The sequence below is a fragment of the Streptomyces pyxinicus genome (assembly GCF_024753135.1).
In the GTDB taxonomy this organism is placed as follows: Bacteria; Actinomycetota; Actinomycetes; order Streptomycetales; family Streptomycetaceae; genus Streptomyces; species Streptomyces pyxinicus.
Map to the genome: position 1 here is coordinate 1 of NZ_JANUGP010000038.1, position 26566 is coordinate 26566.

The window sequence follows — 26566 nt, forward strand, 5'->3', positions numbered from 1 at the left end:
TCGGCTTGGGCGTGGGGGGTGGTGTGGGCGTGGGTGTCGGGGTCGGCGTAGGGGTGGGTGTCGGGGTCGGGGTCGGGGTCGGAGTGGGGGTGGGGGTCGGCGTCGGGGTGGGCGGGCACGGGGGCGGGGGCGGCTTGGGACAGGGCGGCGGAACGGGCCAGTGGTGGCCGCCGGCGTATGCCACGGCCACCGTGCCCGCCGGGCCCGTCGAGGCGTACGCACAGGCGTCGGCCGAGGCGTCGCCGACCGGGCAGCCCACCAGCGTCCAGGCCAGCGTCACCAGGGCCAACGCGCGCTTCGCGGGCGCGCGTCGGGTCACGTGGGAACCATGCACGACGAAGATCATGGAGCACCGGAGCCGGTCGCACGCGGTAGTACGACAGGATTGCACCGAAGGAGGGACATGGTCCGATCAATCGTTTGACCGGTGGAACCGCGGCGACTGGCCGGATACGGACGCTCGTACGAGCGCCCGCGCGGATGCCCGTACGGACACCGGCGCCGGCCTCCGGCGGGAAAAGGCCGAAGAACTTCCCGTCCCCGTTGAACGCTCCGGCCCCCGCGCCGCGTACCCATGGCCGTGCGGCGGCACAGCAGGGCGCTGCAACAACCGGGTGATGAGGGGAAGTTGACGATGAGGACCTCCTGGCGGACCGCCTCACTGATGGCCACGGCCGCTTCGGTGCTGGCACTGACCACCGCGTGCGGTCAGGACAACGCCGCGGCACCCGCGGCCTCCGCCCAGAACGTCGGCGCCACGGCACCCGCGAACGACTACGGCGCCGCGGGCAGCGGGACCGCCGCGGGCAACGGCTACGGCGCCGACGGCAACCAGAGCTCCGGTTCCCCGACCCAGGCCGCCCCCGCCGGCAAGCTCAGTGTGGCCACCAACCCGGACCTGGGCAGTGTGCTCACCGACGGCTCCGGGCTCACCCTCTACCGCTTCGACAAGGACACCGCCAAGCCGCCCAAGTCGAACTGCGACGGCGACTGCGCCACCACCTGGCCGCCGGTGCCCGCCGACGACGCGAGCGCCGGCGCCGGCATCGACAAGGCGCTGCTCGGCGAGGTGACCAGGACCGACGGCAGCAAGCAGCTCACCGTCGGCGGCTGGCCCGCCTACCGCTACGCCAAGGACGTCAACTCCGGGGACGTCAACGGCCAGGGCGTGGGCGGCAAGTGGTTCGCGCTCGCCCCCGACGGCAAGAAGGCCTCGGTGGCCGCGCTGCCCGGACTGTCGGTCCGCAAGGACCCCGAGCTCGGCGACATCGTCGTGGACAAGAAGGGCATGACCGTCTACCGCTTCCTCAAGGACCAGGCCTGGCCGAAGTCAGTCTCGAACTGCACCGGCGCCTGCCTGGAGAAGTGGCCGGCCGTCGGCCCGGTCGGCGCCGACGACACCGAGGGCGTCAAGAAGAAGGGGCTGATGCCCTTCACCCGTTCCGACGGGGCGAAGCAGATGACGGTCAACTGCTGGCCGATCTACACCTTCTCCGGTGACAAGGCTCCCGGGGACACCAACGGTCAGGGCGTGGGCGGCACTTGGTACGCCGTGTCGCCCGACGGCAAGCCGGTCGGCGCACCGGGCAAGTAGGTCGTCTCCCCAGGGCCGACCGCCCCGCCCGCCCGGCGCGCCCACCGCAGGTCCGCCCCCTCCGCACCGCACGGAGGGGGCGGACCGTCGTATGCCCGGCGACGGGTGCCGTTCGATATCGGCGGGTTGGTCACCCAGCGGGGTCGTCCGGGCACTTGCCGCAGGCAGTGACCGGGAACGGATGGTCAATTTCCGGTTCGGCTCGCCCTGTTGGCAGGCGATCAGTAGCCTCTGCTCGAACACCGGATCGCCGTCGCCCGTCGTCCACGCCTTGGAGAGATAATGGAGCGTCCCGCCTGGGCCCCCCGCAGCATCGACATCTCGGTGCCCAGCGTCTCGCGGATCTACGACTACTACCTGGGCGGTTCGCACAACTTCGAGGTCGACCGGGAAGCGGCCCGCAAGGCCATGGAGTTCATGCCGGGCATGCCCAAGATCATGCAGGCCAACCGGGCGTTCATGCGGCGCGCCGTCCGGTTCGCGGCCGGTGCGGGCATCACCCAGTTCCTGGACATCGGCTCCGGTATCCCCACGTTCGGCAACGTGCACGAGGTGGCGCGGGCGGTCGCCCCTGAGGCACGGATCGTCTACGTCGACCACGACCCGGTCGCCGTCGCGCACAGCGAGGCGGTGCTGGCGGATGTCGACACCGCCGACGTGGTCGCGGCGGACCTGCGCAAGCCCCAGGAGATCCTGGCGAGTTCCCGGCTGGAGCGGCTGATCGACCTGAATCGGCCAGTGGCCCTGCTCCTCGTTGCCATACTGCACTTCGTGGAAGACGCGGACGACCCGTACCGGGCGGTGGCCGAGCTGCGGGACGCGCTCGCGCCCGGCAGCCTGCTCATCCTCACCCATGCCTCGTACGAGGGAATCCCGGTTCCCGCCGAGCGGGCCGAGGGCGCGGTGGACGTGTACAAGGACATCCGCAACCCGCTGATCATGCGCTCGCGCGACGAGATCGCGCGGTTCTTCGAAGGGTACGAGATGGTGGAACCCGGACTGGTGCCGATGCCGCTCTGGCGCCCGGAGTCGGCGCCGGAGGACGAGGACCCGTACGCGTTCTCCGGTTTCGCCGGCGTGGGGCGTACGGCGTGAGCGCGGAGCCGGACGGGCCGGAGGACAGACTCCGCAGGCTGACGACGATCTGGAGCCGGGCACTGTACCCGGTGACGTCGACGTCGGCGACCCGCGCGGAGTTCGAGGACCGGCTCCTGCCGCTCGCCGGGCGACTGAGCGGACTGCTGCGGGCGCGCGGCTTCGACGCGGCCGGCGCACGGGCGGTCGGGGCGGCGCTGGTCGAGGCGCACTGCACCGACCCGGAGGCGCTCACCCGCACCCTGGACTGCGTGGACGCCTATCTGGTGCTGTACTGCGGTGCGGACGACCCGCAGGACGAACTGCGGCTGCGGTCCTCCCGGTTGCAGCACGCGATGGCCGCCGGGTACGCGCAGGCGCTGCGCGAGCGGACCCTCGCCGAACAGGAGGCCATCGCGCAGGCCGCGCTGCGGGCGCAGGGTGTGGTGGCGCAGGCGCTGCACGCCAGCGAAGCCCGGTTCCGCGCGGTCTTCGAGGGCGCGGCCATCGGGATCGGCATCGCCGACCTGGACGGCACCATCCTCCAGGTCAACGGCGCCCTGCTGCGCATGTTCGGCCTGACCGACCAGGCGCTGCGCGGGCGCCGGGTGCAGGACTGGACGCACCCCGAGGACGCGCCGCAGACCTGGCGGCTCTACGACGAACTGGTCAGCGGCGACCGCGAGCACTACCACCTGGAGAAGGCGTTCAACCGCCCCGACGGCACGGTGCTGTGGACCAATCTGACCGTCTCCCTGCTGCGCGACGCCGACGGCGAACCCCAGTACCAGCTGGCCCTGATGGAGGACACCACCGAGCGCCGGCTGCTCAACCTGCGGCTGCGCTACGAGGCCACGCACGACGCGCTCACCGGACTCCCGAACCGCACCCTGTTCTTCGAGCGGCTGGAGAAGGCCCTGGGAGCCGGGGAGGGCCAGCGCTTCGGGCTGTGCTACCTCGACCTGGACGGCTTCAAGACCGTCAACGACAGCCTCGGTCACGCCGCCGGCGACCGGCTGCTCGTGGAGGTCGCCGACCGTTTGCAGTCCTGCGCCACCGCGCCCGGGGAGATGGTCGCCCGGCTCGGCGGCGACGAGTTCGTGGCGCTGACCACCGGGCCCGGCACCGAGCGCACGGTGGACGAACTGGCCGAGCGGATCATGAACGCGCTGGTCACCCCGATCAGCGTCGACGGCCGGGACCTGATGGTGCGCGGCAGCCTCGGCATCGTGGAGGGCCCGGCGGGCGAGCGTACGGCGGCCGAGGTGCTGCGCAGCGCGGACATCACCATGTACCGGGCCAAGTCGGCGGGCGGCAACCGCTTCGAGCTGGCCGACCCGGAGGCCGACGCCCGCGCGATCACCCGGCACGGGCTGACCACGGCGTTGCCGACCGCGCTGGAGCGCGGGGAGTTCTTCATCGAGTACCAGCCGCTCGTCCACCTCGGCGACGGCAGTGTGCGCGGCGCCGAGGCGCTGGTGCGCTGGCTGCACCCGCAGCACGGGGTGCTCGGGCCGGACCGGTTCATCCCGCTGGCCGAGCACACCGGGCTGATCGTGCCGCTCGGCCGCTGGGTCCTGGAGGAGTCCATCCGGCAGGCCCGCGCCTGGCGCGAGCGGCACGGCACGGAGCCGGGCGCGGGCCCGCTGCGCATCAACGTCAACCTCTCGCCCTGCCAGCTCGGCCATCCGCGTCTGGTGCAGGACACGGTGGAGATCCTGGAGCGCGCGGGCGTCACCCCGGACGCGCTCTGCCTGGAGGTCACCGAGTCCGCGCTGATCGGCGCCGACGACGACCTGCTCAAACCGTTGCGCCGGCTCTCCGAGATGGGCGTGGACATCGCCCTGGACGACTTCGGCACGGGGTACTCGAACCTGGCGAACCTGCGCCGGCTGCCGGTGAACGTCCTCAAGCTGGACCGTTCCTTCACCCAGGGCATGCAGCAGTTCCCCGCCGACCCGGTCGACCTGAAGATCGTGGAGGGCATCGTCTCCCTCGCCCACAGCCTCGACCTCGCCGTCACCGTGGAGGGTGTCGAGACCGGCGCCCAGGCCGAACAACTCCGCATCCTCGGCTGCGACACGGCCCAGGGCTGGTACTACGCCCGCCCGGGCCCACCGGAACGCCTGCACGACCTGGCCCTGGTGGACGCGACGGGCTGACGGCCGTCCACCCGGCGGTGTGCGCCGGCATCGAGACGCGCCCTCGGGGCCTCCCCGGCGAGGGGACACACACGGGTGGGCCGAGCAGGGACGCCTCCCGCTGTGGACGTGGGCAACCCCTCACCGTCCGCCCGGCGTGTGCCGTCGAACACCGGGCCAGGCTCCGAACGCCCCCGCCCCCGCCCCCGCCCTCGGCCCGGTGTGGGCTGTTCCGCGCCCCCCGTCGAAGTCCCGGCTCCCCGGCCGGTATCCACGTGATCTCTGTCGTCGGCCGGCGGACGTACGCAGTCCGCGGCTACCGCTCCAGCAGCATCCGCTGCAACTCCCGTGCCGCCCGTGGCGGGGCCACGTCGCTGCGGTGGGCCAGGGCGATGGTGCGGTGCAGGCCTGGGCGGGTGAGGGGGGTGACGCGGAGGCCTCGGCCGGAGCGGGTCGCGACCATGCGGGGGACGACGGCCAGGCCGAGGCCCGCCCGGACGAAGCCGAGGACCGCGTCCATCTCGCCGCCCTCCACCGCGAAGTCCGGTTCGAAGCCCTCGGCGCGGCAGGCGGCCACGGTGAGTTCCCGCAGGTCGTAGCCGTGCCGGAACATGACCAGGCGTTCGCCTTCCAGGTCGGCGACGCGGACCGCCCGTTCGCCTCGGCCCGGCGCGGGGGCGTCCGGGGCGGAGACCACGACCAGGTCCTCGCGCAGTAGCTCCACCGTGGTGAGCGCGGGCGCGGGGGAGGGGAGCGGGAGGACGATCAGGGCGAGGTCGAGGGCGCCCCGGGCCAGCTCCCGTACCAGGTCGTGGGAGCCGCTCTCCTCGATCAGGAGCCGGATGCCGGGGTAGCGGTCGTGGAAGGCGCGCAGGACGTCGGGGAGCAGGCCCGTGCACAGGCTCGGGGTGGCGCCGAGCCGTACCCGCCCCCGGCGCAGCTGGACCAGTTCCTGTACCTCGTGCCGGGCCGTGTCCGTGTCCGCGAGGATCCGCCGGGCCAGCGGCAGCAGCGCCTCACCCGCGTCGGTCAGCGTGATGTTGCCCCGGGCGCGCTGGAACAGATCCGCGCCCAGCTCCCGCTCCAGCGCCTTGATCTGCTGGGACAGCGACGGCTGGGCGACATGCACCCGTTCCGCGGCCCGGGTGAAGTGCCGGGTCTCGGCGACGGCCACGAAGTACTGGAGCTGCTGGAACTGCACGAGACGATGATAGTCGTAGGCTATGGGAACGAGGCTTTTCATGTCTTGGACCGATCGGGGTCCCCGGGCCTAGCGTTGTGTCCCATGGCTCTGGCAACGCGGACGGACCGACGGCCGTCCATGGCGCGCACGATGTGGGACTCCACCATCGGCAAGAAGACGGTGATGGCCGTCAGTGGCCTGATCATGCTGCTCTACCTGGTGGTGCACATGATCGGCAACCTGAAGATCTACTTCGGTGCCGGCGAGTTCAACCACTACGCCCACTGGCTGCGCACCGTCGGCGAACCCTTCATGCACTACGAGTGGACGCTCTGGCTCGTCCGGATCGTCCTCGTCGTCGCCGTGGCCGCCCACGCCACGTCCGCCTACCAGCTCAGCCGCCGCGACATCCGGGCCCGGCCCAGCAAGTACGCGCACAAGAAGGCGCGGGCCAGTTACGCGACCCGCACCATGCGCTGGGGCGGGATCATCCTCGGGCTGTTCGTCGTCTGGCACATCCTGGACCTGACCACCGGCACCGTGCACGCCGGCGGCTTCCAGGAGGGGCACCCGTACCAGAACGTCGTGGACACCTTCTCCACCTGGTACGGGAACGTGATCTACATCGTCGCGATGCTCGCGCTCGGCCTGCACATCCGGCACGGCTTCTGGAGCGCCGCCCAGACCCTCGGCGTCGGCAGCCGCAGCCGCGACCGCGCCCTGAAGACCGTCGCCGACGTCCTCGCGCTGCTGCTCACGGCCGGCTTCATCGCCGTACCCGTGGGCGTCATGACCGGAGTGGTGAGCTGACATGACCGACTACGCCGACTACCCGACCGGGGACCCGGTCGCCGACACCAAGGCCCCGGCCGGCCCCGTCCACGAGCGCTGGGACACCCGCCGCTTCGAGGCCAGGCTGGTCAACCCCGCCAACCGGCGCAAGCACACGGTCATCGTCGTCGGCACCGGCCTCGCGGGCGGCTCCGCCGGTGCCACCTTGGCCGAACAGGGCTACCACGTCGTGCAGTTCTGCTACCAGGACTCCCCGCGCCGCGCCCACTCCATCGCCGCTCAGGGCGGCATCAACGCGGCGAAGAACTACCGCAACGACGGCGACTCCGTGCACCGCCTGTTCTACGACACCGTCAAGGGCGGCGACTTCCGGGCCCGGGAGTCCAACGTGCACCGGCTCGCGCAGATCTCCGTCGAGATCATCGACCAGTGCGTGGCCCAGGGCGTGCCGTTCGCCCGGGAGTACGGCGGCCTGCTCGACACCCGTTCCTTCGGCGGTGTCCAGGTCTCCCGCACCTTCTACGCCCGCGGCCAGACGGGCCAGCAGCTCCTCCTCGGCGCCTACCAGGCGCTCAGCAGGCAGATCGCGGCGGGCAACGTCGAGATGCACGCGCGCACCGAGATGCTCGACCTGATCGTGATCGACGGCCGGGCCCGCGGCATCGTCGCCCGCGACCTGGTCACCGGGAAGATCGACACGTACGTCGCGGACGCCGTCGTCCTCGCCAGCGGCGGCTACGGCAACGTCTTCTACCTGTCGACCAACGCCATGAACTCCAACGCGACCGCGATCTGGCGGGCGCACCGGCGCGGCGCCTACTTCGGCAACCCCTGCTTCACCCAGATCCACCCCACCTGCATCCCGCGCACCGGCGACCACCAGTCCAAGCTGACCCTGATGAGCGAGTCGCTGCGCAACGACGGCCGGATCTGGGTGCCGAAGGCCAAGGGCGACGACCGCTCGCCGGAGCGGATTCCCGAGGACGAGCGGGACTACTACCTGGAGCGGATCTACCCGTCCTTCGGCAACCTGGTCCCGCGCGACATCGCCTCCCGCGCCGCGAAGAACGTCTGCGACGAGGGCAGGGGAGTGGGGCCCGGCGGCCAGGGCGTCTACCTGGACTTCGCCGACGCGATCACGCGCCTGGGCCGTAAGGCCGTCGAGGCCAAGTACGGCAACCTCTTCGACATGTACCAGCGGATCACCGACGAGGATCCGTACGAGGTGCCGATGCGGATCTACCCCGCCGTGCACTACACGATGGGCGGCCTGTGGGTCGACTACGACCTCCAGACCACCGTCCCCGGCCTGTTCGCGATCGGCGAGGCCAACTTCTCCGACCACGGCGCCAACCGGCTCGGCGCGTCCGCGCTGATGCAGGGTCTCGCCGACGGCTACTTCGTGCTGCCGGCCACCGTCAACGACTACCTGGCCCGCAACCCGCACCAGGAGGCCGTCACCGGCGAACACCCCGCCGTCCAGGAGGTGCTGGCCGAGACCGAGGACCGGCTGAACCTGCTGCTCGCGGTGGACGGCGACCGCACCCCCGACTCCTTCCACCGCGAACTCGGCGAGCTGATGTGGGAGTTGTGTGGCATGGCGCGCAGCGCGGCCGGACTGCGCAAGGCACTGGAGCGGATCCCGCGGATCCGCGAGGAGTTCTGGCGCCGGATCAAGGTCCCCGGCACCGGTCAGGAGTTCAACCAGTCGCTGGAGAAGGCGAACCGCGTCGTCGACTACCTCGAACTCGCCGAGCTGATGTGCCTGGACGCGCTGCACCGCACCGAGTCCTGCGGCGGCCACTTCCGCGAGGAGTCCCAGACACCCGACGGCGAGGCCGCCCGCCGCGACGAGGAGTTCTCCTACGCGGCCGCCTGGGAGTTCACCGGCACCGGCGAGGCGCCCGTCCTGCACAAGGAAGACCTGGTCTTCGAGCACGTTCATCCCACCCAGCGGAGCTACGCATGAAGCTCACCCTGCGCGTCTGGCGGCAGAAGAACGCCGACACGGAAGGCACCATGTCCACCTACGAGGTGGACGACATCTCGCCCGACATGTCCTTCCTGGAGATGCTGGACGTCCTCAACGAACAGCTCATCCTCGCCGGCGAGGAACCGGTCGCCTTCGACCACGACTGCCGCGAGGGCATCTGCGGCGCCTGCTCACTGGTGATCAACGGCGACGCGCACGGCCCCGAGCGCACCACCACCTGCCAGCTGCACATGCGGTCCTTCCGGGACGGCGACACGATCGACGTCGAGCCGTGGCGGGCCGCCGCCTTCCCGGTGATCAAGGACCTGGTGGTCGACCGGTCCGCGTTCGACCGCATCATCCAGGCCGGCGGCTACGTCACCGCGCCGACCGGCTCCGCGCCCGAGGCGCACGCCACGCCGGTGCCGAAGGCCGACGCCGACTTCGCCTTCGAGCACGCGGAGTGCATCGGCTGCGGGGCGTGCGTGGCCGCCTGCCCCAACGGGGCGGCAATGCTGTTCACCTCCGCCAAGGTCAACCACCTGAACGTGCTGCCGCAAGGGGCGCCGGAGCGGGAGACCCGGGTGCTGGACATGGTCGCGCAGATGGACGCCGAGGGCTTCGGCGGCTGCACCCTGGCCGGCGAGTGCGCCACCGCCTGCCCCAAGGGCATCCCGCTCGTCTCCATCACCGGCATGAACCGCGAGTGGCTGCGCGCCAACCGGAAGGCGGGGAAGCGGTAGCACCCCTTTCGGAGCGGGAATCCTGATCGTTCGCCGACCGGCGGGCGGGCGGGGCCGGGACAGGTGCTCGTCCCGGCCCCGTCTGGTTTTTCCCGCCGGGCCCCCGCCCACGCCGTTCAACAACCCCACACCCGCTCTCCCGCCGGCGGTCACGCGGGGGCCAACCGGGATCGGAAGAACAGGACGGGCAGACCGGACCACCGGACTGCCCGCCCGCCGACCCGGCCCGTGACCATGGAGAGAGCCATGACCGGTGTCACCACGCTCGACCGTCCCGCACAGCCCCAGGCACCCGCCCGCTACACCGTCGCCCTCGCCCGCGACGAGGCCGACGTCCGCGCCGCCCAGCGGCTGCGGCACGACGTCTTCGCCGGGGAGCTGGGCGCCCGGCTCACCACCGGGCACTCCGGCCTCGACGTCGACCCGTTCGACGCCCACTGCGACCACCTGCTGGTCCGCGACACCGTGACCGGAGAGGTCGTCGGCACCTACCGGCTGCTGCCGCCCGACCGCGCGGCGCTCGCCGGACGGCTGTACTCCGAGGGCGAGTTCGACCTGACCGCGCTGGCCGCGATCCGGCCCGGCCTGGTCGAGGTCGGCCGCTCCTGCGTGCACCCCGGCCACCGCGACGGCGCCGTCATCGGCCTGATCTGGGCCGGCATCGCCCGCTACATGACCGACCGGGGCCACGAGTGGCTGGCGGGCTGCTGCTCGGTCCCGCTCACCGACGGCGGCGCCCTCGCCACCGCCACCTGGGACCGGGTACGCGACCGGCACCTCGCGCCCGCGGAGTTCCGGGTACGGCCGCTGCTGCCCTGGACCCCGGACGCCGAGGCCCCCGCAGGGCGCCGGGAACTGCCCGCTCTGCTGCGCGGCTACCTCCGCCTCGGGGCCTGGGTGTGCGGGGAGCCCGCCCACGACCCGGACTTCGGGGTCGCGGACCTGTACGTGCTGCTGTCGATGCGCCGGGTCAACCCGCGCTACCTGCGGCACTTCCTCTCCCTCGTACCGGCCTGATGAGCGGCTGGCTGCCCACCGCGCCCTGCACCCCGGGCGCCTGCGCGGGCCCGGCCCGGGCCACGGTGGCCGCACCGCGCGCCGCGCTCCGGCTGGCCGCGGTCGCGGCGCTGGTGCTGGCCGGGATCGCGCTGTCCCCGTTCGGCGGGCGGATCCCCGCCGAGCGGGTCCGCTGGTGGTGCCGGGCGATCGTACGGGCCGCCGGGGTCCGGGTGCGGATCACCGGCGCCGCGCCGGCGGACGGCGGGCTGCTGCTGGTCGCCAACCACGTCTCCTGGCTGGACATCCCGCTGCTGGCCGCCGTACGCCCCGCCCGGATGCTCGCCAAGTCCGAGATCGGGCGGTGGCCGGTGGCGGGCCCGCTGGCCGCGCGCGGCGGTGCCCTGTTCATCGAGCGGGACCGGCTGCGCGCCCTGCCCGGCACCGTCGCCCGCGTCGCCGGCGCGCTGCGCGCGGGCGCGGCCGTGGCCGTCTTCCCGGAGGGCAGCACCTGGTGCGGGCGGGCCCACGGACGCTTCCGCCGGGCGGTGTTCCAGGCCGCGCTGGACGCGGGCGTGCCCGTCCAGCCGGTCGGCCTGCGCTACCGGCAGCGGGACGGCGGCCCCGGCACCGCCGCGGCCTTCGTCGGCGACGACACCCTGCTCGCCTCGCTGTGGCGGGTGGCCCGCACCCGGGGCCTGGTCGCCGAGGTGACGGTACGGCCGCTGATCACGCCCGGCGCCCACCCCGACCGGCGCGCCCTCGCCCGCGCCGCCCAGCCGGTCACGCCCGAGCCCGCCTGGACGCACGCCGCCCTGGTCGCGGAGCATCCGGTGACCGGGGCGGGCGCCGCGCCCACGGTTCAGGAGATGACCCGGGCCAGATAGGGCGCCGTCGCGCTGTCCGGCGCCTCGGCCACGCGGCGCCATCCCGACCGGCGCGCCCTCGCCCGTGCCGCCCGGCCGGTCGCGCCTGAGCCCGCCTGGACGCACGCGGCCCTGGTCGCGGAGCATCCGGTGACCGGGGCGGGTACCGCGCCCACGGTTCAGGACATGACCCGGGCCAGATAGGGCGCCGTCGCGCTGTCCGGCGCCTCGGCCACCCGGCGCGGCGGCCCGGCGGCCACGATCCGGCCGCCCCGGTCGCCGCCGCCCGGACCCAGGTCGATCACCCAGTCTGCGCCCGCGACCACCGTCATGTCGTGCTCCACCACGACGACCGTGTTCCCGGCCTCCACCAGCCCGTCCAGGCGGTCCATCAACACCTCGACGTCGGCCGGGTGCAGTCCCGTGGTCGGCTCGTCCAGCAGGTACAGGGTGTGGCCGCGCCGCCCGCGCTGGAGTTCGCTCGCCAGCTTGATCCGCTGCGCCTCCCCGCCGGACAGCTCGGTCGCCGGCTGGCCGAGCCGCAGATAGCCGAGGCCCACGTCGAGCAGCGTGCCCAGGCTCCGGGCCACCGCCGGCACGTCCGCGAAGAACTCCGCCGCCGCCTCCACCGTCAGGTCCAGCACCTCGGCGATGCTCCGGCCCCGGTACGCCACCTGGAGCGTCTCGGGGTTGTAGCGGGCACCGGCACAGTCCGGGCAGGGCGCGTAGGTGCTCGGCAGGAACAGCAGCTCGACGCTGACGAACCCCTCGCCCTGGCAGGTCTCGCAGCGCCCGCCGGACACGTTGAAGGAGAACCGCCCCACGCCGTACCCGCGCCGTCGCGCCTCCTCGGTGCCGGCGAACACCTTGCGCACCACGTCGAACAGGCCCGTGTAGGTGGCCAGGTTGGAGCGCGGGGTGCGGCCGATGGGCTTCTGGTCCACCCGGACCAGCCGGTCCACGCCCGCCACGTCCTGCGTCAACGCCTCGATGAGCGTGGACTTCCCGGACCCGGACACCCCGGTGACGGCGGTGAACGCGCCGAGCGGGAACTCGGCCGTCACCTCGCGCAGGTTGTGCCGGGTCACCGGCCCGACCTTCAACCAGCCGCGTGGCGCGCGCACTTCGCGCTCCGGGCCGGGGGACTCGTCGAAGAGATAGGCGGCGGTCGCCGACTCCGTGACCGACGCCAGCTCGGGCACCGGCCCGCTGTAGAGCACGCGTCCGCCGTGCTCGCCCGCGCCGGGGCCCACGTCCACCAGCCAGTCGGCGCCGCGCACCACGTCCAGGTGGTGCTCCACGACGAACACCGAGTTCCCGGCCCGCTTGAGCCGGTCCAGCACGGTCAGCAGGGCCTCGGTGTCCGCCGGGTGCAGTCCGGCTGACGGCTCGTCGAGCACGTACACCACGCCGAACAGCCCCGAGCGCAACTGCGTGGCCAGCCTGAGGCGTTGCAGCTCGCCCGCCGAGAGGGTGGGCGCCGCCCGGTCCAGGCTGAGGTAGCCGAGGCCGAGTTCGACCACCGGCGCGATCCGGGACCTGAGGTCCTCGATGAGGACGCGTGCCGTCTCCGAGTCGCCGTGCGGCATCCCGGCGAGGTCGGTCAGCGGCAGCGCGGCCAGTTCGGCGACAGTCCGGCCGGCGAAGGTCACCGCCAGCGCCTCCGGCCGCAGCCTGCCGCCCCCGCAGACCGGGCAGGGCGCACTGGTCAGGAAGCGCTCGGCCTTCGCCCGCAGCGTGGCGGATTTCGTGTCCGAGAAGGTCTTCAGCACATACCGGCGGGCGCTCATGTACGTGCCCTGGTACGGCCGTTGGATGCGGTCGGCGTCCCGGACCGGGTGCACGGTGACGACCGGCTGCTCGTCCGTGAACAGGATCCACTCACGCGCGGCGGCGGGCAGCTCGCGCCAGGGCCGGTCCACGTCGTACCCGAGCGCGTCGAGCACGTCCCGCAGGTTCTTGCCCTGCCAGGCGCCCGGCCAGGCCGCGACGGCGCCCTCCCGGATGGACAGTGAGGGGTCGGGGACGAGCAGTTCCTCGCTGGTGGTGTGCACGCGGCCGAGGCCGTGGCACTCCGGGCAGGCGCCGGCGGCCGTGTTCGGGGAGAACGCGTCCGAATCGAGCCGCTCGGCGCCCGGCGGATACTCCCCGGCCCGCGAGAACAGCATGCGCAGGGAGTTCGAGAGATTGGTGACCGTGCCCACCGAGGAACGCGAGGTGGGGGCCGAGCGGCGCTGCTGGAGCGAGACGGCGGGCGGCAGCCCGGTGATCTCGCCGACCTTGGGCGCCCCGACCTGGTGGATCAGCCGGCGCGCGTACGGCGCGACCGACTCGAAGTAGCGTCGCTGCGCCTCGGCGTAGACGGTGCCGAAGGCCAGCGACGACTTGCCCGAGCCGGACACGCCGGTGAACACGGCCAGCACATCCCGTGGCACGTCCACGTCCACGCCCCGGAGATTGTGCTCACGGGCATCGCGGACGCGGACGAAGGGATCATGCGGGCTGCGCATGGCGGGTGGGCTGTGCATAGAGGGGAGACTCTATCCGCCCACGCCCGCTACGCCCCCGGCGGGTTGTCCCGGTTCTGCCGGGTGCCGAACTCGTCCCGCAGCTTGTCCTGGCCGGTGTCGACCTGCGACTGGTACTTGTTGCCGGTGCGCTGGTCGACGTAGTCCCCGCCCTTGTCGATGCCCTTGTCGGCCATGCCCTCGTGGCCCTTGAGCATGCCCTTGATCTTGTCCATGAAGGACATGGCGGCCCTCCTAGTCGCTTGAGGCTTCCCTCCCAGGGTCACCGGGGCCCGCCCGGTTCGCATCTCGGGCCGGCCGGCTCCCGGACGCGAAGAGCGCGGCGAGCCGCCGGTGCGAGTCCAGCAGGGCCGCCCGGTCGTGGGTGCTGGTGGTGACCAGGACCTCGGCGGCGCCGGTCTCCTTCAGTACCGTCTCCAGTTCGGCGGCGACCTGGTCGGCGGTGCCGGCGAGGTGCCCGGTCAGGCCGGACTCGTACAGCTCCCGTTCCCGCGCGGTCATCGCCAGGGCCTCGATCCGCTCGGCCGGGGCGAGCGGCCGGAAGGTGCCGCGGGTGCGGGCGTGCGCCATCGCCCAGGCCTCCGGGAGCAGCAGCCGCCGCGCCTCGGCCTCGGTGCCGGCGACCGCGACCGTCCCGGAGACCACCACGTACGGCTCGGCCGCCCAGGGCGAGGGCCGGAACAGGGCGCGGTACCGCTCGATGCCACGCAGCAGCTTCTCCCGGCCGCGCAGGTCGCCGATGACCAGGGGCAGACCGGCACGGGCCGCGATCTCGGCGCCCTCGCCCGTCGCCAGCACGAAGGGCGGCACCCGCAGGCCCTCGGCGGGGCGGGCACGCACCCCGGTCGTCGAGCCGCCCGTGAACCACTCCAGCAGCTCGGCCAGCCGATCCGCGAACTCCTCGGCGTCCCCCTTGCCCCGGCCGAGCGCCCGGCGCACCCCGTCGGTGAAGCCCACCGAGCGGCCGAGCCCCATGTCGATCCGCCCGGGGAAGAGCGCCTCCAGCACCCCGAACTGCTCGGCGACGACCAGGGGTTGGTGGTTGGGCAGCATCACCCCGCCGGTGCCGACCCGGAGGGTCCGGGTGGCCCCGGCCACGGCGGCGGCCAGCACGGTCGGCGCGGACCCGGCGACCCCCGGGACGCCGTGGTGCTCGGACACCCAGAACCGGTGGTAGCCGAGTGCCTCCACCTCCCGCGCCAGCGCCACGGTCTCCCGCAGCGCCTCGGCCGGCGGCCGGCCCTCGCGGGTGCGGGAGCGGTCGAGGACGGAGAACCTGGTCCGGGCGATCACTGAACTGCTCACGCGGGGTTCAACGCGTGGCCGCGCCCGGGATTCCCGCGCCGCCCGGCCCCCTTCCTCGCCCGAGCCGGCCGCCGGCCGCGCTGGCTAGGCTTGCGGCGTGACCGACAGCCACGTGACCGACAGCCGGCAGCGCCCGCTCGCCGTGTTCGACCTCGACAACACCCTGGCCGACACCGCCCACCGCCAGCACTTCCTGGAGGGGCGGCCCAAGGACTGGTCGGGGTTCTTCGGCGCCGCGCCCAAGGACCCGCCGCTCGCCGAGGGGGTGGCGCTGGCCGCCCGCAGCGCCGGGGAGTGCGAGATCGTCTATCTCACCGGCCGGCCCGAGCGCTGCCGCCGGGACACCCTGGCGTGGCTCGCGGCCCAGGGGCTGCCGGAGGGGCGCGTGCACATGCGCGGGAACGCCGACCGCAGGCCGGCGCGGTTCACCAAGCTGGAGATCCTGCGCCGGCTCGCCCGGGACCGGGAGGTGCGGGTCCTGGTGGACGACGACGAACTGGTGTGCGACGACGCCGAGCGCGCCGGGTTCACGGTGGTGCGGGCCCGCTGGGCCGCGAAGTCCGCCGCACTGGCGGAGGCGCAGGAGGGCGAGGGCCGCACCTGACCGCCGGGAAGGAGAGGGCGGCTCAGTCCTCGTCGTCGATGCGGAAGCCGACCTTCAGGCCGACCTGGAAGTGCTCGACCTCTCCGTTCTCGATCTGCCCGCGGATCTGGGTCACCTCGAACCAGTCCAGGTTGCGCAGGGTCCGGGAGGCGCGGGCGATGCCGTTGCGGAGGGCCTGGTCGAGCCCTTCGTGGGAGGTGCCGACGATCTCGGTGACCCGGTAGGTGTGGTTCGACATGCGGGTTCTCCTTGCGGACGAAATGACGTACGGGGCCGTACTCCACCGTGCCCCATCCCCGCCCGGGCCGCACGGCGATCGCCCGCTCACTCTCGGTGTCCTTGACCCCTGGCATTGGTCCATACCAGACTCGGGGCACCCGTACGAGTCCCCTCGCTCGTCCCCCCACGATCGGGCCCCCACGCCTGTCCGCATCTCCCCCCGGCCAGTCAGAACAGGACCCCCTCGTGAGACGTCGCCTCCTTGCCCTCATCTGTGTCACCGGCTCCCTCGTCAGCGCCTGCGGGATGCTTCCCGGCGGGCACGAGCGCAAGACCGTCACCGTCTGGCTGATGAAGGACAGCGCCTCCAAGGATTTCCTGAAGCGCTTCACCGAGGACTTCGAACGCACCCACGAGGACCTGCGCCTGGACATCCGCATCCAGGAATGGACCGGCATCGTGGACAAGGTCCGGGGCGCGCTCAAGGGCGGCGCCGAGAACGGCCCGGACGTCATCGAGGTCGGCAACACCCAGGTGCCGCTGTACGCGGACGGCGGCCGGCTGGCCGACCTGACGCTGGAGTCGATGCGCGACTGGGGCAAGGAGAAGTGGCTGCCCGGCCTCGCCCAGCCCGGCAAGGACGGCAACAAGCAGTACGGCGTGCCCTGGTACGCGGCCAACCGGGTGGTGATCTACCGCAAGGACCTCTTCGAGCAGGCCGGCATCACCGGTACGCCGAAGACCCGCGCGCAGTGGCTCGCCGACACCGAGAAGCTGAACTCCGGTGACACCCAGGGTATCTACCTCGCCGGTCAGGACTGGTACACGCTCTCCGGGTTCATCTGGGACGAGGGCGGCGACCTCGCCCGGCAGAAGGACCTGGAGTGGCGGGGCACCCTGGACAGCCCCGAGGCGCTGCGCGGCATGGAGTTCTACAAGAGCCTCCAGGCGCTGGGCCGGGGGCCCGTGGACGCGGACGAGGAACACCCGCCGCAGGCCGGGGTGTTCGCCGGCGGCAAGATCGCCCAGATCGTCGCCGTACCCGGCCTCGCCCAGACCATCGTGCGGCAGAACCCCGAACTGAAGGGCAAGCTCGGCTTCTTCCCGGTGCCCGGCAAGAGCGCCGGCCGGCCCGGCACCGTCTTCACCGGCGGCTCCGACCTGGTCGTCCCGCAGAACACCGACGACCAGTTCGCGGCGACCTCCGTCGTGGCCGCGCTGACCGGCGCCAAGTGGGACACCGACCTCGCCCGCACCATGAACTACGTGCCCAACAAGACCACGCTGGCGAGCGCGGTCGACAGCGAGGAGGGGGTCGCCGCCATGGCCGCCGGCGCGGCGCACGGCCGGGCGACCCCCAACAGCCCGCAGTGGGCCGATGTCGAGGCCGACAACCCGATCAAGGGCTACATGACCCGGGTGCTGGGCGGAGCGGACCCGGCGACCGAGGCCCGCCGGGCCTCCCGGAAGATCACCGAGGCGCTCACCCCGAACGTGGGCTGACTCACCGGACCACGCTCAGCGACAGCGCGAAGCGGTCCTCCGCGTCCGTCCACCAGTGGGTCAGGTCGAGCCCGGCGGCGGCGAGTTCGGCGGTCACTCCCTCCCTGCGGAACTTCGCCGACACCTCGGTGCGCATCTCCTCGCCCGCCGCGAAGTCCACGGCGAGGTTCAGCGCGGGCACCTTCACGGTCTGCGCGGTCCGCGAGCGCAGCCGCATCTCGATCCACTCGCGCTCGGCGTCCCACAGCGCCACGTGGTCGAAGGCGTCCGGGTCGAAGTCGGCGCCGAGTTCCCGGTCGACGACCGACAGCACGTTCTTGTTGAACGCGGCCGTCACCCCGGACGCGTCGTCGTACGCCCGCACCAGCACCCGCTCGTCCTTGACCAGGTCGGTGCCCAGCAGCAGCCCGTCGCCGGGGGACAGCAGGGACCGTACCGAGGCCAGGAACGCGGCGCGCTCGGCGGGCAGCAGATTGCCGACGGTGCCGCCGAGGAAGGCCACCAGCCGGGGGCCGGGCGTGTCCGGCAGGGCCAGTGGGGCGGTGAAGTCGGCGATCAGCGCGTGGACGTCGAGCGCCGGGCGCTCGGCGATGAGGGCCTCGCCGGCCTGGGTGAGGGCGCTCTCGCTGACGTCGACCGGGACATAGGCGGCGAGCGGCAGCGCGTCGATCAGATAGCGCGTCTTCTCCGAGGACCCCGAGCCCAGCTCCACCAGCGTCCGGGCACCGCTCGCGGCGGCGATCTCAGCGGACCGGGCGGTGAGGATCTCCCGCTCGGCCCGCGTGGGGTAGTACTCGGGCAACTCGGTGATGCGCTCGAACAGTTCGCTGCCGCGCGCGTCGTAGAACCACTTCGGCGGCAGCCACTTGGGCGTGACGGTCAGACCGCCCAGGACGTCGGCTCGCAGCGCCGCGTCCGTGGCGTCCTCGGGGAGGGTGCGGGTGACACGGAGGGGACTCACGTACAGGGCTCCTTAGGTGAGACGGCCGCCGGGTCCTCCAGCGGGTCGAGCAGCACGCCGGCGCGGCTCGCGGTGAGCACGGTGCGGTCGGGGACCTCCTGCCAGCCGGGGTCGTCGTCGTACGGCTCGGAGGCCACGACCGTCGCGCGGCCGGGCTCCGTGCGGTACCAGAGGCTGTCGCCCCAGGTGGTGGCGGTGATCGTGGCGCCGTCGGTCAGCAGCAGGTTCAGCCGGGAGGCGGGGGCCGCCTCGGCCAGCAGGCGAACCGTTTCGCCGAGGGCCTGGGCGGCCTCCTCACCGCCGCGCAGCCGATGCAGGACCAGCGCCCAGGCGAACGCCGAGTCGGTGCGCGCCTGGAGCGACAGCAGATCGACCGGAGGCAGCAGCGACACCAGGGACGCCGCCGAGTCCGGCCAGCCCGCGACCGCGCCGTTGTGGCTGAACAGCCACCGCCCGGCCGCGAACGGAGCCGCCGCTGCCTCGGCGTCCGCGCCGGCGAGCGTCGCGTCGCGTACGGCCGCGAGCACGGCGCCCGAGCGCACCACCCGGGCGAGGTCGGCGAAGGACAGGTCGGCCCAGACCGGCCCGGCCCGCCGGTACCGCGCCGGGACCGGGTCCCCGGGCGCGTACCAGCCGACCCCGAAGCCGTCCGCGTTGACCGTCCCGTACCGCTGCCGCCTGGGCGCCCACGACTGCCGGTACAGGCTGTGCGGGGGCTCCACGAGCACGCGTCCCAGCGGCTCCTCGGGCCCCAGGTACGCCAGGTGACGGCACATCAGACGGACTCCGAGCGGGCCGTGCGGAAACCGGCGAAGATCTGCCGGCGCACCGGGTAGTCCCAGTTGCGGAACGTGCCCCGGCAGGCCACCGCGTCCACGGCGAACGAACCGCCGCGCAGCACCTTGTGGTCCGGGCCGAAGAACACCTCCGAGTACTCCTTGTACGGGAACGCCTCGAAGCCCGGGTACGGCAGGAAGTCGCTCGCCGTCCACTCCCACACGTCCCCGATCAACTGCCGTACCCCGAGCGGCGACTCGCCGGCCGGACAGCTGCCGGCGGGGGCGGGCCTGAGGTGCCGCTGGCCGAGGTTGGCGTGCTCGGGCGCCGGGTCGGCGTCGCCCCAGGGGTAGCGCCGGGAGCGGCCGGTGGCCGGGTCGAAGCGGGCCGCCTTCTCCCACTCCGCCTCGGTGGGCAGCCGCCGCCCGGCCCAGCGGGCGTAGGCGTCGGCCTCGTACCAGCACACGTGCAGCACCGGCTCGTCGGCCGGGACCACCTCGGTGACCCCGAACCGGCGCCGCAGCCACTGGCCGCCGTCGCGGCTCCAGTACAGCGGCGCGGTGATCCCGTGCTGCCGGACGTGCGCCCAGCCCTCCGGCGTCCACCAGCGCTCGTCGTCGTAGCCGCCCTCGGCCATGAACGCCTGGTACGCCCCGTTCGTCACCGGCACGGTGTCGATCCAGTAGGGCGCCACCTCCCGGGCGTGCGCCGGGCGTTCGTTGTCCAGCGACCACGGCTCGGCGGAGGTGCCCATGGTGAACGGGCCGCCGGGGACCAGGACTTCGGCCGGACCGGTGAACGGCGGTACCGGCTCCGGGTCCGGGGCGATCAGCGCCTGCGGCCCCTTCCTGAGCTGATGGGTGATCAGCATCGTCTCGTCGTGCTGCTGTTCGTGCTGGGCGATCATCCCGAACGCGAACCCGGCCTCGGTCAGCCGGGAGCCCCGGAAGTCGGCGCCCGCCAGCAGGTCCATGACCCGGCCGCGCACCTCGGCCGCGTACCGGCGGGCCTCGTCGGGCGGCAGCAGCGGCAGCGAGGGCCGCGCGGCGCGCGGGTGCTCGAAGGCGTCGTAGAGGCTGTCTATCTCGGGCCGCATCGCCTCCCGGCCGCCGACCGCCCGCAGCAGCCACTGCTCCTCCTGGTTGCCGATGTGGGCGAGGTCCCACACCAGGGGGGACATCAGCGGCGAATGCTGCGCGGTGAGGTCGGGACCTTCCACGCAGGAGGTCAGGAGTGTGGTGCGGTCGCGGGCGGTGGTGAGCGAGGACAGCACGCGCTCGCGCAGCGCCTCGCGGTCCGCGCCGGCGGACTCGAAGGTCCCGGTCCCGGCGGGCCCGGTCGTCGTCGTGTCGGTCTCGGGGGCGGTCATGTGCGGATGTCCTTCCTCCCGTGCGGGGATGTGCCCCCGATGGGGCCGGGGCGGAGCGGGGACGGCTCCCGGTCGGGCAGCCGGTCCAGCAGGTCGTCGGCCGGGCAGCGGCCGCGGGCGACATAGCGGTCCACGAATCCGGCCACCAGGTCCATGACCCGGGTGTCGGCACCGAGCCGGGGCAGGGCCTCCAGCGCGGTCGCGAAACAGGCGGTGGCCGCGTCGCGCAGTTCCGGGTCGGCGAGACCCAGCCGGGCGGCGTCGGACCACAGCGGATTGTGCGGCGCGCGCAGGTTGAGCGCCCGCTCGGCGAGCGGCTTGACGATCCGGTACGCGGTCTCGGCGGCCTCCGGGTCGTCGAAGAGCGCCGTGGTCACCGCGAGCGGCACGATCCAGCCGTCGTCACCGGGCTGCGCGTCGATCATGCGCAGTTCCAGGTGCCCGCGCGGACGGACCGGCGGGAACAGGGTCGTGATGTGGTAGTCGAGGTCCGCCCGGGTGGGCGGCCGCGGTGACCGGGAGCGGGTCCACTCCCGGAAGGTGAGCCCTTCGGGCACCTCCCAGGGACCGCTGTCCCGGCGCACGCACATCACCGGCGCGTCCAGGACGTGCCGGGCCCATGCCTCCCGGGGCTCGGCGTCCAGCGCGGGACCGCCCGCCCGGCCGGCGCCGATCTCCATCCACAGCAGCTGCCGGGTGGACATCCAGCCCGTGGGCCGCCCGCCCGCCAGCGGCGAGTTGGCGAACGCCGCCACCAGCACCGGGCCGAGCTGGTGCGCCAGCCACCAGCGCCGGATGTGTCCCAGCGGGCCGGGCTCCTCGTGGCCCGCGTCCAGGCACACCTGCACGGAGGCCGAGACGCACATCATGTGCCGCCCGGCCGGACCGGTGCGGTCCAGGCACGCCTCCATGGCGTCGTAGCGCGGCCGGCGCAGGAACCGGCGCGGGGTCTGCCAGGGATCGTGGCCGAAACCGGCCAGGGCCAGGCCCTCGGCGGCGAGGACGGCACGCACGGCGGCCAGGTCGGCGGAGACGATGCCGACGCATTCCATGAGGGAGGCGGCGGGCGGCGAACTCAGCTCCAGCTGGCCGCCGGGTTCTGTCGTGAGCGGCGAGCCCAGGGACACGGTCCGCAGGGCGGCGTAGGCCGCTTCGAGTCGTTCGGGTGTCACGGGGAGCCGCGGCTGCCGCGGCTCGTGGACGAGCCATTCCGTCTCCACGCCCACCGTGCGGGGCGGGCCGGTCTTGAAGCAGATGCCCTTGACCAGGGCCTCTACCTCCGGCTCGGTGACGACGACGTGGTCCTGGGTACAGTCACCACCGTCGCACTGTGATTCGGACATGTCGGGATCCTCCTGAGATTCCACCATGCCACCGGCCCGGTTCGACCGGGGCCGGGCAGGCACTCGTCCCACCCAAGACCCTCGCGGCGAATCGCACAAGAGTGCCCCGCTGGACGTTCCGGATCGGTCATCTCCGTTTCCGTACGTGTTCCCCGGACCGTTCCGTGTTCTCGGACCGTTCGGCGGACGGGAAACTCCGTTGCACCGCCCCACCAGCATCGCCCAGGATCGGTGCGTGAGCACGACGGGGGAGACCGCGCAGGCCATGATCAGGGCGTCCACGGGGGTGGCGCCGTGAGCGTACGCCCGCGCGGGATCGCCGCACGGACGCGGCGGACCGTGGCGGCCGGGAGGTGGTCCCGGCCGGCCGGACCGCGGTGGCCCTGGCGAGCGCCGGGACAACCGGACCGAACCCGTGGCTGCTCCCGTCGGGGCGCCGGTCACCGGGGCCGTCGTCGAGGCGACCGGTGAGCGCCGCCTGGCGGCGGCCCGCTGGACGGCCGGCGCCCCGTACGCCTGCCTGCTGGAGGTCCCGGACCGCTGCGTGCGCCACCGCGAGGCTCGGGACCCCTTCTCCTCCTTCTACTCCGACCGGGTGATCCACGCCCGTGTCCTTCGACAGGATGTTCGCCCCCCGGGACGGGACAGCGCCGTCAGGTCCAGCCGTACCGCTCGTGCAGCCGCTGCCGGACCAGGTTGAAGCGCATCCGGTCCAGGGCGCAGGCCTCGCGGCGCATGCCGGTCTCGTGCAGGCGCAGTATCCGGTCCACGGCCACCCACGAGTCGCGGCCCGACCGGTCCCAGGGGCCGCTGCCGATGGGCACCCACTCCCGGTCGCCGTCGTGGCGCTTGCTGGACAGCTGTACCGCGAGGACCGTACCGGCCGGCTCCCGGGCCACCACCAGCACCGGGCGGTCCTTGCCCCGGCCGTCGTTCTCCTCGAACGGCACCCAGGTCCACACGATCTCCCCGGGGTCCGGGTCGCCGTCGTGGGCCGGGGAGTACTCCGTGCGCACCCGGCCGACCCGGCGCGGGTCGGCCTCGGTGGTGGCGTGCGGGCCGTGACGGCCTGGCGCGTTCTCATCGGTGGAGCTGGTCACGGGTGCACCCTAGCGGCCGCCTTCCGACGGGCGCACGGGCGCCCCGGCCGCACGGTGGGTGCGGCCAGGGCTCCGCTCAGCTGTCCCGCTCCACCGGCACCTTCTGGGACGGCGGCGGTGTCACCGCGCCGTTGAGGGAGGGGGAAACGCCGTTCACCGGCTGCCCGTTGTCGCCCACCGTGGCCAGCAGCTTGCGGGCGAGTCCGAGTCCCGTGCCGCCCATGGTGAGCGCCTTGGCGAACAACTCGCCCATGCCGTCGGCGCCGTTGAGCAGCACCATGTTGTCCACGTTGCCGAACGCGGACGCGCCCGCCTGGACGATCTCCGGCCACTTCTCGGCGAGTTGCTGGGCGACGACCGCCTCCTGATTCTCGGCGAGCGCGGCGGCGCGGGCCTTGATGGCCTCCGCCTCCGCCAGACCCTGAGCCCTGGTCGCCTCCGCCTCCGCCAGACCCCGTGCCTGCGCGGCGGCGGCCTCGGCCTCACCGGTGGCCCGGGTGGCGTCGGCGCCCGCCGCACCACGGGTCCGGGTCGCCTCGGCCTCAGCCGTCGCGGCGGCCTTCACCCGGGTCGCCTCGGCCGCGGCCGCCAGCTCGGTCTCCTTCGCCTTGGCCTGGGCCGCCGAGATCCGGGCGTCGCGCTCGGCCTCGGCCAGCGTCCGCTTCTCGTAGGCCGCGGCGTCCGCCGGCTTGCGGACGTCCGCCTGCAACTGCTGCTCGCGCCGGTGCGCCTCCAGCTCCGCGACCCGGGTCTCCTGGACCACGACCTCCTGCCGGGCCGCCGCCGCGGCGAGCGGTCCCGCCTGCTCCGACTTGGCCGCCGCCTTGTCCCGCTCGGCCTGGTAGCCGGCCTGGAGGATCTCGCTGTCCCGGGTGGCCTCCGCCATCCGCGCGAAGGACTGCTGCTCGGCCTCGGTGGCCAGCCGGTTCGCCTCCGCCTGCGCGATCCGCGCGTCCCGCTGCACGGCCGCCGCGTGCGGCATCGCCAGGTTCTGGATGTACCCGGTCGGGTCCTCGATCTCGTGGATCTGGAGCGAGTCCACGATCAGGCCCAGCTTCTCCATCTCCGTCCCGCAGGCCGCCCGGGTCTGCCCGGTCAGCTTCTCCCGGTCGCGGATCATGTCCTCCACCGTCAACCCGCCCACGATCGAGCGCAGATGACCGGCGAAGACGTTGTGCACCCGCTCCGACATCAGCCGCTGCTGGTCGAGGAAGCGCCGGGCCGCGTTGGCGATCGACACGAAGTCGTCGCCCACCTTGAAGATGACCACGCCCCGCACCTTCAGCGGAATGCCCTGGTGCGTGACACAGTCCACGTGCAACTCGGTCTCGTTCAGATCGAGCGACAGCTTGCGCACCGCCTGCACACCGGGCAGCACCAGGGTGCCGCGCCCGGTGACGATGCGGAAACCCATCCCCTCCTCCAGGCCCTCGGTGCGGTGCTTGGATCCGGAGATGACGAGTGCCTCGTTGGGCTCGGCCACCCGCCACATCGCCTTGAACAGACCGATCAACGCGAGCACGGCAACGACGACCGCCCCCGCAACGACGCCGACAACCATCGGCATACGCCCCCTTTGCATGGTGCCCTCTCGGCACCGAACGAAGGGAGTGTGCGCCTGTCGGGAGCCGTCGGAAAGGCACTGACGGATCCTTGTCGCAATCTTGACGCATACCGCTCTCACCTGGGGCGGAGCGTGCTCACCTGGCGACGTTCCGAGCCGCCGTCAGCTGCCGTAGGCGGCCGTGACGTAGACGGTGCGCGGCGGCAGGTGCTCCACCACCATCACCACCGTGCCCGGCTCGATCCGGCGGCCGTCGGCCGGGTGGGCGAGGAAATGCTCCGCGCCCCCGCGCACCCGCACGATCACCTCGCCGACCAGTCCGGGCCCGACCGTCCCGGTCACCCGCCCCATCAGCCCGACCATCGACGCGTCGCCCATCCCCCCAGGGTACGGGCTGAATCCGCTCACGCGGCCGACGCGTTCGCCTCCGGCAGGTGCGGGGGCCACCGCTCGTGCCAGCGCAACTCGGCCTCCAACTGGGCGGCCAGGGACACCAGCAGGGGCTCGGTGTGCGCCGGGCCGAGCAACTGCGCGCCGACCGGCAGCCCGTCGGACACGAACCCGGCGGGCACGTTCACTCCCGGCCAGCCCAGCACGTTCCAGGGCCAGGCGTAGGGGCAGGCGGCGATCATCGCCCGGTCCGTGGCCCAGCCGCCCAGCCGGTGCAGGGCACCGATCCGGAGTGGGGGAGCGGCGGTGGTGGGCGCGAGGACCACGTCGTACGACCGGAAGAACCCGCCGATACGACGGTGCAGCACCGCCTCCGCGCGCCGGGCCGCCCGCAGCGGTGCCCCGCCCAGCAGCCAGCCGAGCCGGGCCGCGTTCCGGGTGCGCGGGTCCAGCAGCGCCGGGTCGGGGGCCGTCTCGGCCCACTCGGCGATCCCGGCGGTGGCGCGCGGCACGAAGGTCAGGCCGATCTGTCCGTAGGGCGGGTCGGCCTCCGTCACCTCGTGCCCCAACGCGGCCAGCTTCTCAGCGAGTTCGGTCACGCGGGCGCGGACTTCGGGGTGCGGCCGGGCGGGTACGGCGGTGAACGGCGGCTTCAGGGAGAGCGCGATCCGCAGCCGGCCCGGGTCCCGGCCGACCGCGTCCGCCACCGTGAGCGCGGGCGGCCGGTGCGGGTCCCGGTCGTGGTTGCCGCCGGCCGCGTCCAGCAGCAGGGCCGCGTCGGCGACCGTGCGGGCCAGGGTGCCGTTCACCGTGATGCCCTGGAACGACTCGCCGCGTGGCCAGGTCGAGATCCGCCCGCGCTGCGGTTTGATGCCGACGAGATGGGTCCAGGACGCCGGTATCCGTACCGAGCCGGCGCCGTCCGAACCGAGCGCGGCCGGCACCAGGCCGGCGGCCACGGCGGCGGCCGAACCTCCCGAGGAGCCGCCCGGCGTGTGCGCGGGGGACCAGGGGTTGCGGGTGTCGCCGAACGCCGGCCCCTCGGTGAACGGCCACTGGCCCAGCTCGCAGGTGTTCGTCTTGCCGACGATCACCGCACCGGCCGCGCGCAGCCGCCGTACCGCCTCGCCGTCCGCGGCCGCCGGCGGGAAGTCGCCCCGGCAGCCGAACGCGGTGGGCTCGCCCGCCACGTCCATGTCGTCCTTGACCGCGACCGGCACCCCGAGCAGCGGGCGGCGCGCTCCACCGGCCAACTCCCGGTCGGCGGCGTCGGCTTCGGCGAGGGCGGCCTCGGCGCGTACGACGCGGAACGCGTTCAGCGTCGGCTGGGTCGCCTCGATCCGGGCCAGGGCCCGCTCCACCAGCGCGCGGGAGGTCACCTCCCCGGCGGCGAGGGCGCGGCGGCTCTCGGCGAGGCCCGCGGCACGGTCGGGCGTCATGGGGGCAACCTCCGGGGCTCCGGACACGAGGACTACCGAACGGTAACGTCAAGTAGGCCGCCGGGGCAGGGCTTTCACCGCCTCGGTTGCACGGGAGCGCGCT

Annotated in this window: 23 protein-coding genes; 10 read left to right on the forward strand and 13 right to left on the reverse strand. The window is 73.3% G+C overall.

Going from position 1 to position 26566, the window contains the following annotated elements; all coding sequences use genetic code 11:
* Positions 1–634: 634 nt before the first annotated feature.
* The 3 genes from NX794_RS31915 (at position 635) to NX794_RS31925 (ending at position 4830) form a co-directional block, all read left to right on the forward strand.
* The gene (locus NX794_RS31915; RefSeq protein ID WP_258783130.1) at positions 635–1594 is read left to right on the forward strand and encodes an SCO0930 family lipoprotein; all 960 of its coding nucleotides are present in this window, start codon (positions 635–637) and stop codon (positions 1592–1594) included.
* Positions 1595–1876: 282 nt separating this feature from the next.
* Complete coding sequence (locus NX794_RS31920) at positions 1877–2689, forward strand: SAM-dependent methyltransferase (protein ID WP_258783131.1); 813 nt, start codon at positions 1877–1879, stop codon at positions 2687–2689.
* Positions 2686–4830 carry a putative bifunctional diguanylate cyclase/phosphodiesterase gene (locus NX794_RS31925; protein WP_258783133.1) on the forward strand — a complete coding sequence of 715 codons (2145 nt, stop codon included), beginning with the start codon at positions 2686–2688 and terminating at the stop codon, positions 4828–4830. The genes NX794_RS31920 and NX794_RS31925 overlap by 4 nt, the downstream gene beginning before the upstream one ends.
* A 295-nt stretch (positions 4831–5125) precedes the next feature.
* Here NX794_RS31925 and NX794_RS31930 read toward each other — a convergent pair whose 3' ends face one another.
* Entirely contained in the window at positions 5126–6010 is an 885-nt protein-coding gene (locus NX794_RS31930) for a LysR family transcriptional regulator (RefSeq protein WP_258783135.1), read from the reverse strand.
* 120 nt (positions 6011–6130) lie between these two features.
* On the opposite strand from NX794_RS31930, the gene NX794_RS31935 reads away from it, so the two are divergent.
* The 5 genes from NX794_RS31935 (at position 6131) to NX794_RS31955 (ending at position 11382) form a co-directional block, all read left to right on the forward strand.
* On the forward strand, positions 6131–6802 hold the full coding sequence (locus NX794_RS31935) for a succinate dehydrogenase (RefSeq protein WP_258783201.1): 672 nt from the start codon (positions 6131–6133) through the stop codon (positions 6800–6802).
* A 1-nt stretch (position 6803) separates the two neighbouring features.
* Positions 6804–8753 (forward strand): fumarate reductase/succinate dehydrogenase flavoprotein subunit, encoded by a 1950-nt coding sequence (locus NX794_RS31940; protein WP_258783137.1) that lies wholly within the window; start codon positions 6804–6806, stop codon positions 8751–8753.
* Positions 8750–9499 (forward strand): succinate dehydrogenase/fumarate reductase iron-sulfur subunit, encoded by a 750-nt coding sequence (locus NX794_RS31945; protein ID WP_258783139.1) that lies wholly within the window; start codon positions 8750–8752, stop codon positions 9497–9499. The genes NX794_RS31940 and NX794_RS31945 overlap by 4 nt, the downstream gene beginning before the upstream one ends.
* A gap of 246 nt (positions 9500–9745) precedes the next feature.
* Positions 9746–10516, forward strand: a complete 771-nt coding sequence (locus NX794_RS31950) for a GNAT family N-acetyltransferase (protein ID WP_258783140.1) — start codon at positions 9746–9748, stop codon at positions 10514–10516.
* A complete protein-coding gene (locus NX794_RS31955; protein ID WP_258783141.1) occupies positions 10516–11382 on the forward strand; it encodes a lysophospholipid acyltransferase family protein in 867 nt (288 codons plus the stop codon). The genes NX794_RS31950 and NX794_RS31955 overlap by 1 nt, the downstream gene beginning before the upstream one ends.
* A gap of 158 nt (positions 11383–11540) precedes the next feature.
* On the opposite strand, the gene NX794_RS31960 is transcribed toward NX794_RS31955, so the two are convergent.
* From NX794_RS31960 to NX794_RS31970, 3 genes are read right to left on the reverse strand one after another with little or no spacing between them, the layout of a single operon-like run.
* Positions 11541–13871 carry an excinuclease ABC subunit UvrA gene (locus NX794_RS31960; RefSeq protein WP_258783142.1) on the reverse strand — a complete coding sequence of 777 codons (2331 nt, stop codon included), beginning with the start codon at positions 13869–13871 and terminating at the stop codon, positions 11541–11543.
* A gap of 47 nt (positions 13872–13918) precedes the next feature.
* Positions 13919–14113 (reverse strand): antitoxin, encoded by a 195-nt coding sequence (locus tag NX794_RS31965; protein WP_258783143.1) that lies wholly within the window; start codon positions 14111–14113, stop codon positions 13919–13921.
* 10 nt (positions 14114–14123) lie between these two features.
* Positions 14124–15194, reverse strand: a complete 1071-nt coding sequence (locus tag NX794_RS31970) for an LLM class flavin-dependent oxidoreductase (protein ID WP_258783144.1) — start codon at positions 15192–15194, stop codon at positions 14124–14126.
* Positions 15195–15306: 112 nt separating this feature from the next.
* Between NX794_RS31970 and NX794_RS31975 the strand changes: the two genes are divergently transcribed.
* Entirely contained in the window at positions 15307–15798 is a 492-nt protein-coding gene (locus NX794_RS31975) for a phosphatase domain-containing protein (protein ID WP_258783202.1), read from the forward strand.
* Between the two features lie 22 nt (positions 15799–15820).
* Here the strand turns inward: NX794_RS31975 and NX794_RS31980 are convergent, their stop codons facing one another.
* Positions 15821–16036 (reverse strand): dodecin, encoded by a 216-nt coding sequence (locus tag NX794_RS31980; RefSeq protein WP_258783145.1) that lies wholly within the window; start codon positions 16034–16036, stop codon positions 15821–15823.
* A gap of 227 nt (positions 16037–16263) precedes the next feature.
* On the opposite strand from NX794_RS31980, the gene NX794_RS31985 reads away from it, so the two are divergent.
* Positions 16264–17520 carry an extracellular solute-binding protein gene (locus NX794_RS31985; protein WP_258783146.1) on the forward strand — a complete coding sequence of 419 codons (1257 nt, stop codon included), beginning with the start codon at positions 16264–16266 and terminating at the stop codon, positions 17518–17520.
* A gap of 1 nt (position 17521) precedes the next feature.
* On the opposite strand, the gene egtD is transcribed toward NX794_RS31985, so the two are convergent.
* The 8 genes from egtD to NX794_RS32025 form a co-directional block, all read right to left on the reverse strand.
* Entirely contained in the window at positions 17522–18481 is a 960-nt protein-coding gene (gene egtD, locus NX794_RS31990; protein ID WP_258783148.1) for an L-histidine N(alpha)-methyltransferase, read from the reverse strand.
* Positions 18478–19257 carry an ergothioneine biosynthesis protein EgtC gene (egtC, locus tag NX794_RS31995; protein ID WP_258783150.1) on the reverse strand — a complete coding sequence of 260 codons (780 nt, stop codon included), beginning with the start codon at positions 19255–19257 and terminating at the stop codon, positions 18478–18480. Before egtC ends, egtD begins: the two co-directional genes overlap by 4 nt.
* Positions 19257–20627 carry an ergothioneine biosynthesis protein EgtB gene (gene egtB / locus NX794_RS32000; protein ID WP_258783152.1) on the reverse strand — a complete coding sequence of 457 codons (1371 nt, stop codon included), beginning with the start codon at positions 20625–20627 and terminating at the stop codon, positions 19257–19259. The genes egtC and egtB overlap by 1 nt, the downstream gene beginning before the upstream one ends.
* On the reverse strand, positions 20624–21970 hold the full coding sequence (egtA, locus tag NX794_RS32005; protein WP_258783157.1) for an ergothioneine biosynthesis glutamate--cysteine ligase EgtA: 1347 nt from the start codon (positions 21968–21970) through the stop codon (positions 20624–20626). The genes egtB and egtA overlap by 4 nt, the downstream gene beginning before the upstream one ends.
* A gap of 653 nt (positions 21971–22623) precedes the next feature.
* Complete coding sequence (locus tag NX794_RS32010) at positions 22624–23070, reverse strand: type II toxin-antitoxin system PemK/MazF family toxin (protein ID WP_258783158.1); 447 nt, start codon at positions 23068–23070, stop codon at positions 22624–22626.
* A 76-nt stretch (positions 23071–23146) separates the two neighbouring features.
* Entirely contained in the window at positions 23147–24637 is a 1491-nt protein-coding gene (locus NX794_RS32015) for a flotillin family protein (protein ID WP_258783159.1), read from the reverse strand.
* Between the two features lie 159 nt (positions 24638–24796).
* Positions 24797–25012, reverse strand: coding sequence for a hypothetical protein (locus NX794_RS32020; protein ID WP_258783161.1), 216 nt, complete (start codon positions 25010–25012; stop codon positions 24797–24799).
* 26 nt (positions 25013–25038) lie between these two features.
* Positions 25039–26463 (reverse strand): amidase, encoded by a 1425-nt coding sequence (locus NX794_RS32025; protein WP_258783163.1) that lies wholly within the window; start codon positions 26461–26463, stop codon positions 25039–25041.
* Between the last annotated feature and the right edge of the window lie 103 nt (positions 26464–26566).

Coding starts and splice junctions, on each gene's coding strand:
- NX794_RS31915 (WP_258783130.1), top strand. CDS start 635: ATGAGGACCTCCTGGCGGACCGCCTCACTGATGGCCACGGCCGCTTCG.
- NX794_RS31920 (WP_258783131.1), top strand. CDS start 1,877: ATGGAGCGTCCCGCCTGGGCCCCCCGCAGCATCGACATCTCGGTGCCC.
- NX794_RS31935 (WP_258783201.1), top strand. CDS start 6,131: ATGGCGCGCACGATGTGGGACTCCACCATCGGCAAGAAGACGGTGATG.
- NX794_RS31940 (WP_258783137.1), top strand. CDS start 6,804: ATGACCGACTACGCCGACTACCCGACCGGGGACCCGGTCGCCGACACC.
- NX794_RS31945 (WP_258783139.1), top strand. CDS start 8,750: ATGAAGCTCACCCTGCGCGTCTGGCGGCAGAAGAACGCCGACACGGAA.
- NX794_RS31950 (WP_258783140.1), top strand. CDS start 9,746: ATGACCGGTGTCACCACGCTCGACCGTCCCGCACAGCCCCAGGCACCC.
- NX794_RS31955 (WP_258783141.1), top strand. CDS start 10,516: ATGAGCGGCTGGCTGCCCACCGCGCCCTGCACCCCGGGCGCCTGCGCG.
- NX794_RS31960 (WP_258783142.1), bottom strand. CDS start 13,871: ATGCGCAGCCCGCATGATCCCTTCGTCCGCGTCCGCGATGCCCGTGAG.
- NX794_RS31965 (WP_258783143.1), bottom strand. CDS start 14,113: ATGTCCTTCATGGACAAGATCAAGGGCATGCTCAAGGGCCACGAGGGC.
- NX794_RS31980 (WP_258783145.1), bottom strand. CDS start 16,036: ATGTCGAACCACACCTACCGGGTCACCGAGATCGTCGGCACCTCCCAC.
- egtC (WP_258783150.1), bottom strand. CDS start 19,257: ATGTGCCGTCACCTGGCGTACCTGGGGCCCGAGGAGCCGCTGGGACGC.
- egtB (WP_258783152.1), bottom strand. CDS start 20,627: ATGACCGCCCCCGAGACCGACACGACGACGACCGGGCCCGCCGGGACC.
- egtA (WP_258783157.1), bottom strand. CDS start 21,970: ATGTCCGAATCACAGTGCGACGGTGGTGACTGTACCCAGGACCACGTC.
- NX794_RS32015 (WP_258783159.1), bottom strand. CDS start 24,637: ATGCCGATGGTTGTCGGCGTCGTTGCGGGGGCGGTCGTCGTTGCCGTG.
- NX794_RS32020 (WP_258783161.1), bottom strand. CDS start 25,012: ATGGGCGACGCGTCGATGGTCGGGCTGATGGGGCGGGTGACCGGGACG.
- NX794_RS32025 (WP_258783163.1), bottom strand. CDS start 26,463: ATGACGCCCGACCGTGCCGCGGGCCTCGCCGAGAGCCGCCGCGCCCTC.